The 13,248-nt window shown below is 50.8% G+C and carries 12 protein-coding genes; 9 read left to right on the forward strand and 3 right to left on the reverse strand.

Annotation, left to right across the window (positions count from 1 at the left end; translation table 11 throughout):
• Positions 1 to 141: 141 nt before the first annotated feature.
• Positions 142 to 1,239: an IS630 family transposase gene (locus tag ACJJIF_RS16310; protein WP_444929380.1), complete on the reverse strand. Its 1,098-nt coding sequence runs from the start codon at positions 1,237 to 1,239 to the stop codon at positions 142 to 144.
• A gap of 438 nt (positions 1,240 to 1,677) precedes the next feature.
• Here ACJJIF_RS16310 and ACJJIF_RS16315 point away from each other — a divergent pair, with 438 nt between their 5' ends.
• Positions 1,678 to 3,564: an RCC1 domain-containing protein gene (locus tag ACJJIF_RS16315; protein ID WP_444929381.1), complete on the forward strand. Its 1,887-nt coding sequence runs from the start codon at positions 1,678 to 1,680 to the stop codon at positions 3,562 to 3,564.
• 236 nt (positions 3,565 to 3,800) lie between these two features.
• On the opposite strand, the gene ACJJIF_RS16320 is transcribed toward ACJJIF_RS16315, so the two are convergent.
• Together ACJJIF_RS16320 and ACJJIF_RS16325 are read right to left on the reverse strand one after the other, a co-directional pair.
• Positions 3,801 to 4,598, reverse strand: coding sequence for an isocitrate lyase/PEP mutase family protein (locus ACJJIF_RS16320; RefSeq protein ID WP_444929382.1), 798 nt, complete (start codon positions 4,596 to 4,598; stop codon positions 3,801 to 3,803).
• A 206-nt stretch (positions 4,599 to 4,804) separates the two neighbouring features.
• Positions 4,805 to 5,635, reverse strand: coding sequence for an alpha/beta fold hydrolase (locus tag ACJJIF_RS16325; RefSeq protein WP_444929383.1), 831 nt, complete (start codon positions 5,633 to 5,635; stop codon positions 4,805 to 4,807).
• Between the two features lie 353 nt (positions 5,636 to 5,988).
• Between ACJJIF_RS16325 and rpsF the strand changes: the two genes are divergently transcribed.
• The 8 genes from rpsF (at position 5,989) to ACJJIF_RS16365 (ending at position 13,142) form a co-directional block, all read left to right on the forward strand.
• Complete coding sequence (rpsF, locus tag ACJJIF_RS16330; protein WP_444929384.1) at positions 5,989 to 6,429, forward strand: 30S ribosomal protein S6; 441 nt, start codon at positions 5,989 to 5,991, stop codon at positions 6,427 to 6,429.
• Between the two features lie 12 nt (positions 6,430 to 6,441).
• The gene (rpsR, locus tag ACJJIF_RS16335; RefSeq protein WP_108731487.1) at positions 6,442 to 6,672 is read left to right on the forward strand and encodes a 30S ribosomal protein S18; all 231 of its coding nucleotides are present in this window, start codon (positions 6,442 to 6,444) and stop codon (positions 6,670 to 6,672) included.
• A 43-nt stretch (positions 6,673 to 6,715) separates the two neighbouring features.
• Complete coding sequence (locus ACJJIF_RS16340) at positions 6,716 to 7,558, forward strand: hypothetical protein (protein ID WP_444929385.1); 843 nt, start codon at positions 6,716 to 6,718, stop codon at positions 7,556 to 7,558.
• A gap of 36 nt (positions 7,559 to 7,594) precedes the next feature.
• Positions 7,595 to 8,041 carry a 50S ribosomal protein L9 gene (rplI, locus tag ACJJIF_RS16345; RefSeq protein WP_444929386.1) on the forward strand — a complete coding sequence of 149 codons (447 nt, stop codon included), beginning with the start codon at positions 7,595 to 7,597 and terminating at the stop codon, positions 8,039 to 8,041.
• A gap of 110 nt (positions 8,042 to 8,151) precedes the next feature.
• A complete protein-coding gene (dnaB, locus tag ACJJIF_RS16350) occupies positions 8,152 to 9,594 on the forward strand; it encodes a replicative DNA helicase (protein WP_444932371.1) in 1,443 nt (480 codons plus the stop codon).
• A 158-nt stretch (positions 9,595 to 9,752) separates the two neighbouring features.
• The gene (locus ACJJIF_RS16355) at positions 9,753 to 10,637 is read left to right on the forward strand and encodes a hypothetical protein (protein WP_444929387.1); all 885 of its coding nucleotides are present in this window, start codon (positions 9,753 to 9,755) and stop codon (positions 10,635 to 10,637) included.
• 433 nt (positions 10,638 to 11,070) lie between these two features.
• Positions 11,071 to 11,955 (forward strand): hypothetical protein, encoded by an 885-nt coding sequence (locus ACJJIF_RS16360; protein ID WP_444929388.1) that lies wholly within the window; start codon positions 11,071 to 11,073, stop codon positions 11,953 to 11,955.
• Between the two features lie 53 nt (positions 11,956 to 12,008).
• Positions 12,009 to 13,142 (forward strand): hypothetical protein, encoded by a 1,134-nt coding sequence (locus ACJJIF_RS16365; RefSeq protein WP_444929389.1) that lies wholly within the window; start codon positions 12,009 to 12,011, stop codon positions 13,140 to 13,142.
• The last annotated feature ends 106 nt before the right edge of the window (positions 13,143 to 13,248 follow it).

Genomic DNA, 13,248 nt, shown 5'->3' on the forward strand with positions numbered 1-13,248 from the left:
ACTGCTTGCTGATATTAATTTTACTTATTGATCAAGTAGATAGTGCGAGCAGTTAGGCTTGGCGCCGACAATCACAGCAATGATGATTGTCGGCGCGCTTAAGTTTCTTAACAGAGCCTATCTCCTATCTAGTGTGCTGTATTAAATAGATTTCTGATTTGAGAGTGCTTGGTGTGCACGCTCCACTTTCAATAAAATTTCCTCAGCAGATTTCGTCCACACAAAAGCTTTCTTGGCTTCATTATGTGTTTCAATAAATTTCAGGATAGCCGTTTCCAACTCCTTGACTGAGGTGAATACCCCTCGGCGCAACTGCTTCTCTGTGAGTAATCCAAAAAATCTTTCCACCAGATTTAGCCAGGATGAACTGGTCGGAATAAAATGAAGATGAACTCGTTTGTTTCTCTTGAGCCAGCGCTTTACATTTTCATGCTTGTGAGTCGCGTAATTATCGACGATAAGATGAAGATCCTGTTCTTTGGGTGTTTGCTTTTCTACGGTCTTTAAAAAGCCTAAGAACTCCTGATGACGATGGCGCTTTCTACACTCACCTATGACCTCACCAGTCAGCGTATTAAGGGCGGCAAAAAGAGTGCTTGTCCCGTGACGTTTATAATCATGGGGCATGGTGCCACACTGCCCCGGTTTCATGGGTAGTCCAGGCTGTGTCCGATCCAGGGCCTGAATCGAGCTTTTTTCATCCACACAAAAGACAACCGCATTTTCTGGCGGTGACATATACAAGCCAACAACATCGCGTAATTTTTCTTCAAAAGCAGGATCGTTACTCACCTTGAACTTTTCGGTTAGATGAGGCTTAAGGCCCACTTCCTGCCATACCCTGCTGACAAAAGAGTGGTTAATTCCTAAGACTTTCGCCATGCCTCGCGTTGTCCAGTGTGCCCCATCCTTTGGCTTACTTCCTGTCGTCATCTTGATAATTTTCGAGCGGAGTTTTGCCTGCTCTTCTGAATTCTTACCGCCATGATTAGCCCCCCTGGGCAAATCCTTCTCTATACCTGCCAGACGCTTTTCTGCAAAACGATTGCGCCATCGGCCCACCGTATTGACATCAACGCTTAACTTTTTCGCAATTTGGTAGTTGGGAACCTGCTTGGCAGCGAGCAAAATAATCTTTGACCGCTCAGCCAATCTCACCGATATTTTTCGACTTTTTATATTCTTTTCTAACTGCTTTTTTTCTTCCGGTGATAAATTGATTTCAACTTGAGCTGGCATTGGTCTTCACTTAATCGCTAAATGAAACTCACATTATATATCAGTAATCTATTTAATATACTGCACTAGAGTAATACTGGTTGTCGGCACGTTTGAGCCTTATATAGAAACCATCCATTATCTTCTATCCAGCCGACAGCTAATTATCGGATCATTCGCCAAAATCGAGCGAAAATTGGTTTAAAGCCAACCTGCCGTTGCGGATTTGTCGAGCCCAATTTTTAAAAAGTCTATATGGCCAAGTATAGCGCCTCTCCCTAAATTAAATAGCATAAAAATTTTAGTATCTCTTCTTGATCGTTTTGCAATAGCTGGTGCAGCCGTACCTAAATATTTGTCGGTTATTTTGTAAGGGGGCGTTATTTTTTTAAGTGCCGTTTATATTGCTATATAGAATGTGAGTTTTTATTATGCCCGCCTTCACAGGAGGAGCTTTCTATGAATGGAATCACAGGCCAATATCAGTCTTGGCATTTACACATTTTACATATTTTACGTTTTGGAATATTAACGCTTGCTGCTGGCTTGCTCAGTGCCTGTGGCGGTGGGGGCAGTAGTAGCGGTGGTGGAACAGATACCGTTACGCTGGAAAGTGTTGGTTTGGAGCAGGATAGCGCGAATGAGTACCAGTATTCTTTAACCGCCTATTACAGCGATGACTCCTCTACTGATGTCACCGCCGATGCGGACTGGTCTGTAAGTGATACTGACCTGGCAACGGTTGCGGCCGGACTGGTCACGCCACTGCACAGTGGCTCATTTACCCTGGCTGCCACCTATGAAGGGATAAGTGAAACGGTTGATATCGAGGTAGACCCTATTCTTCAGAGTTTGCAGCTGGATAGAGACACCTCTAATTTTGATCAATACTATCTCACCGCCTACTATGACGATGATAGTTCAGTGGACGTTACCGAAGAGGCCGACTGGTCACTCAGTAATGTTACCGGCTCGGCCACGGTAGAGGCCGGCCTGATCACCGCAATGGCGAGTGGCTCAGCCACCCTGAGCGCCACCTATGAAGGTGAAACGGCGGATGTAGAAATTGAACACCTTGTCTATGTGCGTGAAATTGTTTCCTCTTGGATTAGCTTTGCGGCACTAAAAAATAATGGTTCGGTGGTGTCATGGCCCGATGATTACTCTGGTTCAGCTACTAATTTTAGTGAGGTTAGTGCCAGCTTAACCAGTGGTGTTGTAGAAATTTTTTCTACGGGATGGGCCTTTGCAGCATTAAAGTCTGATGGCTCTGTTGTTACCTGGGGGACTGAGAATTCTGGTGGAGACAGCAGCTCTGTAAGTGCCAATCTGGCGGATAATGTTGTTAATATTTATTCAACAGAAGATGCATTTGCAGCACTGAAGTCTGATGGCTCTATTGTTACTTGGGGGGATAGTGACTCCGGTGGGGATAGCAGTGCCGTTAGTACCCAGTTAGCCAGTGACGTTGAAGAAGTTTATGCAACTAGTAGAGCTTTTGCTGCGCGAAAATCGGATGGCTCCTTTGTAACCTGGGGAAGTAGTAACTCAGGAGGGGATAGCAGTGCGGTGAGCGCGGAGCTCTCCAGTGATGTGGTGACGGTTTTTTCTACAGGTTATGCTTTTGCTGCACTGAAATCCGATGGTTCTGTAGTGACCTGGGGGGACTCGGATGATGGAGGGGATAGCAGTGCGGTGAACACAGAAATTTCCAGTGGTGTGGTGACGGTTTTTTCATCGTACTTTGCTTTTGCCGCACTGAAGTCCGATGGCTCTGTGGTGACTTGGGGAGATGAAGATCGCGGTGGTGATAGCAGTGCGGTGAGCGCAGAACTCTCCAGTGATGTTGTACAGGTCTTTGCAGCTGAGAGCGCTTTTGCGGCACTCAAATCAGATGGCTCAGTGGTTACCTGGGGTAATGATGGCTTCGGTGGCGACAGTAGCGATGTAAGTGGCCAGCTTGCGAGCGATGTAAATAAAATCTTTGCATCCCAACTTGCTTTTGCTGCGGTTAAATCTGATGGTTCTGTTGTCACTTGGGGGGACAATGATTGTGGCGGCGATAGTAGCGAAGTCAGTTCTGAGTTGACTGGTGATGTAGAAACAATCTATCCCAATTTTGGTGGCTTTGCCGCATTAAAGGCGGATGGATCGGTAGTAAGCTGGGGTATTACTAGTTCCGGTATCAGTAGTGTTAGCGATCAATTGACGTCTGGTGTATTGACTATCTTTACGAATGGTGGAGCCTTCGCAGCATTTAAAGACGATAAGTCTGTGGTGACTTGGGGGTATAGTGATTTTTTCGAAGATTTTGGCGCTGATAGCAGCGCCATCGATTTTTATTAAGCAGGAATTAGCTTGCTGATGTCCCCCCTGCTTGTTGATTAAATAGATATTGCAGGCAGTTAGCCTTGTGCCGACAACTAGAGTAATGCTGGTTGTCGGCACGTTTGAGCCTTATATAGAAACCATCCATTATCCTCTATCCAGCCGACTGCTAACTGGTGGGGCATTCGCCAAAAAGGACGGCTAACCAGGACTTGGAAATAAATATTTTCGCCCTGTTGTTTATTTGGTGTTATTTAAATAAAGGCAGAGTTAAGGGTGTTGTAATCGAGCGCTTGGTCAAAGAAATCATCACCAGTTTCCATCGGTATCAGCTGTTTTAATGCTTCGCTCAAATGGCCGTAAACAGACTGGAACAATACCGGCCCGGTGCTAAAGCGCTTTATACCTGCGGCAAAAAATTCCGATATCGGGGCCATACCTGGTAGCAACATAATATTCAGTGGCAGGTCGATACCCGCTGCCAGGCGCCTCGCTTCGTCAACTGCGCTAAGCCCCGGTATAAAGCCGCTGTCAGCACCTGAGCTTTTATAGAGTTCCAATCTCTCTATACACATCTTTATCGCTTGATCACCGCTGGCGAGAGCATTGAGATAAACATCGGTACGCGCATTAATAAAAAGCGGGCGGCCGTTAAGTGCTTGGCGAATAGCGCTAATCTTTTCGCCGAGAGATTCCTGCGTGTCTTTGCCATCTTCAATATTGATACCTGCAACGCCGAGCGCCACCATTTTACAGGCCAGCTCCGCTACCTCTGCGGGGTTTTGGGAGTATCCATCCTCAATATCCACGGTTAGCGGTAATGAGGTTACACGGGCAATACGTGCGATAGCGTTTAAGTGTTCCTCGACTGGCAGCGCACCGCCGTCGGCATACCCCAGTGACCAGGCTAGGGCGGCACTGCTGGTGCCCACGGCTTTGGCGCCTGCATTTTCACAGAGTAGAGCGCTGGCGGCATCCCAGGCGTTGGGCAGGATCAGGGGGGCAGCGGCTTGGTGCAGCTGGGCGAAGGTGTTGAATGGACTGCTGTTCATCGGGGTAATCTCTTGGGCGATATTGTTTCAGCGGTGAATTTACCGCTCAAGAGCACTGCTCACTGGCCACAATCGGAACTGGACAGTAAAGCGGAAGTACATACGCCGATATTGATCGAGGTATGTCGGTAGGGGGAGGGGGGCAAATGTTATTAGTCCCTAACAGAGACAGCCATAAAAGCTCTCTCTGTTAGGGATGCGAGAAATCAGCTCGGAGTGGGCTCTTTATTATTCAGCCACTGCTGTACCGCCTCAATCACCGGGGTGGGGTTCTTGATCCAGCTGAGATGTGGATTGCCTTTGGGGTAGGTGGGTTGCATCTCCCGGGTTTCACCGCCGACGATCGCCGCCAATCTGCGGGCGGCCTGAATGGGGGCGAAGGGGTCGCCGTCCAGTGCGATATGCAGGGTGGGCTGGTTTGTTTTCTCCATTTGCCCAAAGCGATCCTCCGGCGCGAAGCGGCCGCTAAAAATGGATCGGGCCCAGTCCTTCATCAGTCTGCGCGCCTCGTGCCAGCCGAACCCCATACGCGCACCGGGGAAATAACCCAGCAGGCTTGAGGTAATACTGGCAATCGAGGCGAAGACTAAGATGGCGCACTTGTGCAGGCCGCGCCAGCTGCGGTGGTCGACATGGCCGGCGGCGATACTGACAACCTTGGCGTTGCCGGTGAGACCGGCGCGCGCCGCCAGAGTGCTGGTCTGGCCGCCAATACTGTGACCGAGAATAAGTGCTGGACCCTGGGGGAACTGCTGTTCCAGCAGTTCGATCAACTGCGGGATAAATGAGAACACCAGGTCGTTGTAGCCGTAGTCGGCTTTGCGGTGGGGTCTGGGCAGGCTCTCCCCGGTGCCGGGCAGTTCGCTGATGGCGGTGCTGTAACCGAGTTTTTGCAGCTCCTCCAGCAGAAGGCGATAGCGGTTGGCGGGGACTCCCATAGCGGGGAGTACTAATACCAGTGGGCTGTCGCCATTGCGGGCGGTGGTGACCGGCACCTGGAAAGGGCCAAAATTTAGAATATGGGTTTGTTGGGGCATGGTACTTCTCCCGTTAATGCCGGGCATCATAGGCGAAGCGAGCTTGCCAGACCCATGACCAGACCGAGCAGTACCATGTCTCAATCTGCTAAATCTGCCGCCAAATAAAGTGGCAGGCCAGTCAACTTTGTGTAACCGCTAACTGAGTTAATGAGGGCGCTTAGCCTGAAGCAATTGATCAACTTGCAACTGGGTTGGCGAAGGCACTGGGCTTGAAGTAATTGATCAACTTGCAACCAATCCCACAACTGCCTAGAATACGCCGCCCGCAATAGGCTCGGTTTATCCGTGCCCGTTGTACTCCTTGCCTCATCGGACTGTCCGAGAGGCTGATTAACCCGTAAGGAGCTAAAATGCGTCATTACGAAATTGTATTCCTGGTTCACCCGGACCAGAGCGAGCAGGTACCTGGCATGGTGGAGCGCTACACTGCGTCCATCAAGGAGAGCGGTGGACAGGTTCACCGTCTGGAAGACTGGGGCCGTCGCCGTCTGGCTTACCCGATCAACAAGATCCACAAGGCTCACTACATTCTGATGAATGTAGAATGTACTGAAGAAGCCCTTGAGGAACTGACTACCAACTTCCGTTACAACGATGCGGTTATCCGTAATCTGGTAATTCGTGAAGACGAGGCGATCACTGAAGAGAGCCCGATCATGAAAGCGGAAAAAGAAAGCCGTGAGCGCAAAGCTGCCCGTGCAGAGCGCACTGAGCGTCGCGAGCGCGCCGGAGAAGAGAAAGCTTCTTCCGACGCAGAAGCTTCTTCCGATAACGCTGAAAGCGAAGAGTAAGGGGATTATCAGATGGCACGTTTTTTCCGTCGTCGCAAGTTCTGCCGTTTCACCGCTGAAGGTGTTAAGCGTATCGACTACAAAGATCTCGATACCCTGAAAGCCTACATCTCCGAGACTGGCAAAATTGTTCCTAGCCGTATTACCGGTACCAAAGCCAAGTATCAGCGTCAGCTGGCCTCTGCGGTCAAGCGCGCGCGCTACCTGGCCCTGCTGCCGTACACGGACAGCCACGAAGCCTAAGCCGCAGTTTGCTTAGACTCATTAATAAAGAAGCTATCTAACTATGCGCGCCGTAGCTGAATTTATTATGCGCGGACGCGTCAGGACGGTAATCCTCACCATGTTGGGATTACCGCTGATAAGCCCGGCAATTCTCGCGCTGGTGAGTTTGCGCCGAGGCAGCAGTAACGGCCTGATGGTTTTGGCCTGGGCGCTGTTGCCTGCCGTAGTTACATACATGACAGGCCATGTACCTTTGCAGGTAGCAGGTCTTACTATTAGCGGTTTTGTGGTCGTCTTTTGCGCTGCTATAGCGCTGCGTAGCACTCAGTCCTGGGCTGCCGCGCTGATGACTGCAACAGCTGCTTCAGTAGTGGGAGTATTGCTGACCTCTAACTTAAGCGGCGGTCTCGTGCAGGGACTTGAGCAGTCTTTAGAGGCGACAGGGGTCTCATGGAGTCCTGGTGCTCGGGAGGCGTTGGAGCAGAACCCATTAGCTGAAGTCCAATTCACTGGAAACCTGAGTTGGCTGCTGGCTATGTTTGCCGTCTTAGCCCTGGTATTGGGGCGTTATTGGCAAGCCCTGCTGTATAACCCCGGCGGTTTTCGCCAGGAGTTCCATCAGCTGCGTTTGCCTAGGTGGTTGGCGCTGGTAGGGATGCTGCTTTGGCTACTCTGCCTAGCTACGCCTGGCTACGCTCACTGGGGATTAGTTGCTGCTCTTCCCTTACAAGTGGCCGGTATAGCTCTGGTTCATTGGCAAGTTGCTGACCGCAATTGGGGGATAGGTCCCCTGGTGGCGATGTATGTAATGCTAGTGGTTGCCGCAATGCCCCTGGTAGGCTTTCTTTGCGGCTTGGCCCTGGTAGATAGCTGGATAGATATTCGCGGGCGCTCCTCCAAATAGGCGCGCTCGCACAATACAGAAATTGAGGAAACCGAGATGGAAGTTATTCTGCTCGATAAAGTAGGCAAACTGGGCAACGTGGGTGACCGCGTTGATGTTAAAGCCGGTTTTGGCCGCAATTTCCTGCTGCCGACTGGTAAAGCAATTGCTGCTACCGCAACTAACATTGCTGAGTTCGAAGCTAAGCGCGCTGAACTGGAAGCCGCTGCTGCCGCTAAGCTGGCTGAAGCTGAGAGCCGCGCTACCAAGCTGGCCGATCTGGTTGTTACCATCGCTGCTAACGCTGGCGACGAAGGCAAGCTGTTCGGTTCTATCGGCACTCGCGACATCGCTGAAGCGATCTCCGCTGGTGGCGTTGAAGTAGCTAAAGCTGAAGTGAAGCTGCCGGAAGGCGCACTGCGCGAAGTGGGCGAGTACGACGTAGACGTACAGCTGCACTCCGACGTAATCGCTGCTGTTAAAGTCGTTATCGAAGCCGAGTAAGGTTTTGCTGACGAGTGGTTGGTGCTTCGAGCGCCAGCCGCGCTACAATCGGGCGCTGTACCCTATCGGGTCCAGCGCCCGTTTTGTTTTTACTACCCCGTAATATTCCCATGATCGACGAATACGCCGCCCCTGAAGACGAAAATCATAGCGAAGAGAGTTCACCGCTACCGCATTCGGTAGAGGCGGAGCAGTCCGTGCTGGGTGGCTTGATGTTGGACCCGGGCCGTATTGATGCCGTTGCCGAACAGCTGAGTGAAGAGGACTTCTTCAGTGCCAGCCACCGCAAGATTTTTGCGGTGATGGGCGAGCTGAGTAATGGTGAACAGCCCCTGGATATCGTTACCCTCGCCGAAGGCCTCGCCAGCCGCGACCTGCTCGGTGAAGTGGGTGGCCCTGCCTACCTGGCGGAATTGGCCGAAAATACCCCCTCCGCAGCGAATATCGTCGCCTACGCCAAGATCGTGCGTGAGCGCTCTATGCTGCGCCAGCTGATCGCCGCTGCCGGTGAGATCAGCCGCACCAGTTTTAATCCCGGTGGTCTCGCCTCCGCCGACCTGCTGCAGATGGCCGAGCGCCGCGTGGCGGAAATCGCCGAGGGGCGCGCCAAAGAGGGCGGCTTTGTCGGCGTGGATACGCTGCTGAAAAAGACCGTCGAGCGCATCGATGAGCTGTTTAAAACCGAGGGTGATATTACCGGTATCAGCACCGGTCTGACCGAACTGGACCAGCGCACCTCCGGCTGGCAGCCGGGCGAACTGGTTATTCTCGCCGCGCGTCCCTCCATGGGTAAGACCGCACTGGCATTGAATTTTATCGAGAGCGCCATGCTCTGCCAGGAGAGCCCGACACTGGTCTTCAGTATGGAGATGCCCTCGGACAGCCTGGTGATGCGGATGTTGTCCTCTATTGGTCGTATCGACCAGGGGCGCATCAGGAACGGCAAACTGCAGGAAGAGGACTGGCCCAAGCTGTCCAGCGCCGTGCAGAAGATGAAAGGCAAGTCCCTGTATATCGACGATACCCCGGCACTGAGCCCCAGCGAGGTGCGCGCCCGTACCAAGCGCACGGTGCGCGATCACATCAACAAATTGATGCGCGAGAACCCCAAGTTAAGCCGCGAAGACGCCGAGGCCAAGAGTATGCCGGCGATGATTATGGTGGACTACTTGCAGCTGATGCAGGTGAAGGGTTCCACCGAGGGCCGCACCCAGGAGATCTCCGAGATCTCCCGCTCTCTCAAGGCGCTGGCGAAAGAATACGAATGCCCGGTGATTGCCCTGTCGCAGCTCAACCGGGGAGTAGAGCAGCGCCCCAACAAACGGCCGATGAACTCGGACCTGCGGGAATCCGGGGCGATCGAGCAGGACGCCGACGTGATCCTGTTTATCTACCGCGATGAATACTACAACGAGGACAGCCCGGATAAAGGCATGGCCGAGTTGATTATCGGCAAGCAGCGTAACGGTGAGATCGGCACCTGCCGCGCAGCCTTTGTGGGCAAATACACTCGCTTCGATAATCTGGCGCCAGAATACTACCAGGGCGAATAAGTTTTTCTGTGGGGGAGCCTCGTAATATCTCTGTAAGTCTTTAAGGTCTGTTCTATGGGGCTTGTAGAATTATTTAGAGACTCCCTGGGTTTGCGGCTGTCGAGCAACCGAGTCCACCATCGGGTTTAAACCTCAGTATCCAAAGGGTTGCTCTGTATATGCTAGGTCGTCTATTTGCTTCACGCCAATATCCCTATATTCCCCGCCGCCACCAGCGCGAAAGGATTGCTATCGATCTCTCCGGCAGCCGCCTGGCATTTAGCCTGCCGCCCAATGTCTGTTATGACAGCTTTGCAGATTCCAGCCAGGAGCCGCCGCAGAGCGTCAATATTTTTGATAACAGTAATTACTTTGATGATAGTGGCTATGAAGAGTGGGAGCGTGAGGGTGTTGCCTCTCAGACTCTTATGAAGCGTAGCTGGGAGCTATTTGGCCCTATTTGGCACGGGAGTCCTATCGATACTATTGATTTTGTGCTGTCACTAAACCGCCACGACACCCTGCCCAAAGATATGAATTGCCTCAACCCTCAGCATTTTGAGCAGGTCATTATGCGCCACCTGTACTACTGCGGCCCCTGTCTCCCTAACCACGAAATACAGCTGGCCCCAGTGAATTGGCAGCTGCGTGAGTTGGACGGGGTCACGGCGATTTTTTTTGAAAAACATCGTATCAACCCGCCGGAAGTATTGGCAGAGTGTCCTCACCACGATACCTACTTCTCTAGCTGTTTTTTTATCCCCCTAGATCAGGATATCTATATCAAGCTTAATTTCCGCTATCTTGGCTATGCCCCTGTCGAGCCCTGTTTAAAAGTAATGAACAGTATCCGTGACTCGATCTGTAACAGTCTTCAATTACAACTTGGTACCGGTGCCAAAGACCAACTCTTGAAAGCCCGTCAAAAGTGGCCAAGGGCAAAGGCTAGCGCTAAACGGGATATTGAATCCTGGATTTACCCGGAATGGTACGAAACTGATGATTTCGAGGGTAAAATCATTATCACCAAACCCGGCAGCCCACCGCCAGCCTGGCAGGAATAGGCTATTTGGCCGTACTTCAAAGTTGCTAAAAAAGCATTAACAAAAAATAAAGCAATATGCTTGTTACAGGGGGTAGCAGTAAGGTAGCGGCTGGTGGTTTTCATAATTAAAAGGAAGTGGTAGCTGACAAAAGTATCAGTGCTGACCTATATAAAACCCTCCTCGAATTGAAGCGGGGATACTTGGATATAAAAACTTGTAGCAGGCTAGGAAATCTAAGAAGATAACTCTGGCCGCTTTGAGTTGTTAGCGTGCTATAGATATATAGCCGGTGTGATGCTCTGTGATTTATTTCATAACAAACAATAGGTAGGGTATAGGGGCGCTATTGTCGGTAACAATCAGTTTTACCAAACGACAGGGCAAAGCCCTGATTATTCCTAAAGAAACGTAGTAAAGTCTGGGCAGAACTATTCAAAGGATTGCTCTGTATATGCTAGGTCGTCTATTTGCTTCACGCCAATATCCCTATATTCCCCGCCGCCACGAGCGCGAAAGGGTTACTATCGATCTCTCCGGCAGCCGCCTGGCATTTAGCCTGCCGCCCAACGTCTGTTATGACAGCTTTGCAGATTCCAGCCAGGAGCCGCCGCAGAGCGTCAATATTTTTGATAACAGTAATTACTTTGATGATAGTGGCTATGAAGAGTGGGAGCGTGAAGGGGTTGCTCGGCAGATACTAATGAGGCGCAACTGGCAGCTATTTGGCCCTATCTGGCGTGACCGCCCTATAGGCTATATATCATTTGTGTTGTCACTAATCCGCCATGATGCCCTACCTCAAGAGATGAGCTGCCTCAACCCTCAGCACTTTGAGCAGGTCATTATGCGGACTTTGTATTACAATGGCCCCTGTCAGCCAAACCACAAAGTACAACAAGCTCCGGTGAACTGGCAACTGTATGAGCTGGACAGAGCTACGGCAATATTTTTTGAAAAGCATGAGCAACACTCGCCGGAATCACTGGTAGAGTGTCCCTTCTATAACACCCACTTCTCCAGCTTCATTTTTATTCCCTTGGACCAGCGCCATTATATCTACTTTGTTTTCAACTATTTGGGCTATGCGCCGGTTGAGCCGTGCTTAAAGGCTATGAACAGCATTCGAGATTCTGTTTGCGATAGTATCGAGCTGCAACTTGGGGCTGATGCTAAAACACAATTATCGAATGCTCAACAACGGTGGCCGGGAGCCAGGGCCAGTTCGAAACGGGATATTGAACGCTGGGTATATCCCGAGTGGCGCAGGGGAGGGAAGTTTGAAGGTGAAATTATTATCACCAAGCCCGGCAGTCCGCCACCGGCTTGGCAAGCATAGGCTATTTAGCGGTATTTCAGGACTATAAAAACTAGTAACGGCAAGGAGCCATTGTGAAACTCATTATCAAGCGGGGGGAAATCCCGAATATCGATCGGAATGTCTATGTACACCCAGGCCACGCGGGAACCTGGGAACAACTGAAGCGAGAGCACCCAGGTAATTATTATAAGACCAACTTGGTACGGGCACTCTACAGTTTGGCCATTACTCCCGGCAGTCGGAATATCGGAGCCAAAACCCTAAATCTGGATGGTGCCCAGTTTCACTATCAGATACACACAAACGGCGATGTTCTAGTATACGGTTTGATTATCGATAGCTCGATTTCCGCTTCCGTGACAAATCAGGCTAGTGGTTTGTATCGTGTGAATAGAGATGATGTAGAGAATAAATGGAAAACTGACACCGAGCGGCTAAAAACCATGGACTACAGCCACCGATGGGGCAGTGCCCATTATGCAGCGGTCAGTGGTAAGTTTGATAATAAAGAAGAGGCTGGTGAACTATTAATAAACCATATTCTTCCTGCGTATAAAGCTGCATTAAAACCCAGAGATTTAGAGGGCAGCAGAAAACACTATTCTCTGTACTGGCAAAACGGCCAACACCAAAAACCGGACAATGCGCAATCACTGGCCGCGCTGATCCAGCAGGCGCAGGCCAATGATGCTTCTATTAATTGGTTGGTACACGGCGAGGGAGCGGGTACTTTTGTACAGGCCCTGCAAAGCCTGGCCAAACAACCGGGTATCAGTAGTCTGGTTGCCAACGGGAAAACGCTATCCAACCAGAGTGTATTTTTCTCCAATCCACGGGGAAAGAACACCCGTAAGGAAGATCTGGAGAAGTTCTGCGAAGCCGCCGGCATGTACTTGGTGGATGTAAATGTTAACCAGTATGATTTAAAAAATGCTGACAGCCGCAACAGCGTACTTAAAGCCGCGCGCACCCCGATTATCCTGGCTGCTGCTTGCGGGATTGACAACGCAACGGGCTGGGCGGACCTTGAATTAGCTGTTTCCAATGGCATGTCGGCACCATCAATGATCAAACTTGCAGCCTATGGCATAGGAGTTTGTTGGCTTGCGATCGAGGTTTTTTCCAAAAATAGCGGCTATGCACGAAATTTAAAAGGTGTGGCAAGCAATACTCTGGGGAGTGGCAACAAGCATTGGGCTGCTTAACTGTAAATTGCTCTCAAGATTTAATTTGGCGGTAGGCGAGGTTGGGGAACCTCTGAATAATACTGTGATATGGCTGGATTGTAGAGCGGTTATCAATCAAGGTACG

It is taken from the genome of Microbulbifer regidiadema (SeqCode) (assembly GCF_052467605.1).

Coding starts and splice junctions, on each gene's coding strand:
- ACJJIF_RS16310 (WP_444929380.1), bottom strand. CDS start 1,239: ATGCCAGCTCAAGTTGAAATCAATTTATCACCGGAAGAAAAAAAGCAG.
- ACJJIF_RS16315 (WP_444929381.1), top strand. CDS start 1,678: ATGAATGGAATCACAGGCCAATATCAGTCTTGGCATTTACACATTTTA.
- ACJJIF_RS16320 (WP_444929382.1), bottom strand. CDS start 4,598: ATGAACAGCAGTCCATTCAACACCTTCGCCCAGCTGCACCAAGCCGCT.
- ACJJIF_RS16325 (WP_444929383.1), bottom strand. CDS start 5,635: ATGCCCCAACAAACCCATATTCTAAATTTTGGCCCTTTCCAGGTGCCG.
- rpsF (WP_444929384.1), top strand. CDS start 5,989: ATGCGTCATTACGAAATTGTATTCCTGGTTCACCCGGACCAGAGCGAG.
- rpsR (WP_108731487.1), top strand. CDS start 6,442: ATGGCACGTTTTTTCCGTCGTCGCAAGTTCTGCCGTTTCACCGCTGAA.
- ACJJIF_RS16340 (WP_444929385.1), top strand. CDS start 6,716: ATGCGCGCCGTAGCTGAATTTATTATGCGCGGACGCGTCAGGACGGTA.
- rplI (WP_444929386.1), top strand. CDS start 7,595: ATGGAAGTTATTCTGCTCGATAAAGTAGGCAAACTGGGCAACGTGGGT.
- dnaB (WP_444932371.1), top strand. CDS start 8,152: ATGATCGACGAATACGCCGCCCCTGAAGACGAAAATCATAGCGAAGAG.
- ACJJIF_RS16355 (WP_444929387.1), top strand. CDS start 9,753: ATGCTAGGTCGTCTATTTGCTTCACGCCAATATCCCTATATTCCCCGC.
- ACJJIF_RS16360 (WP_444929388.1), top strand. CDS start 11,071: ATGCTAGGTCGTCTATTTGCTTCACGCCAATATCCCTATATTCCCCGC.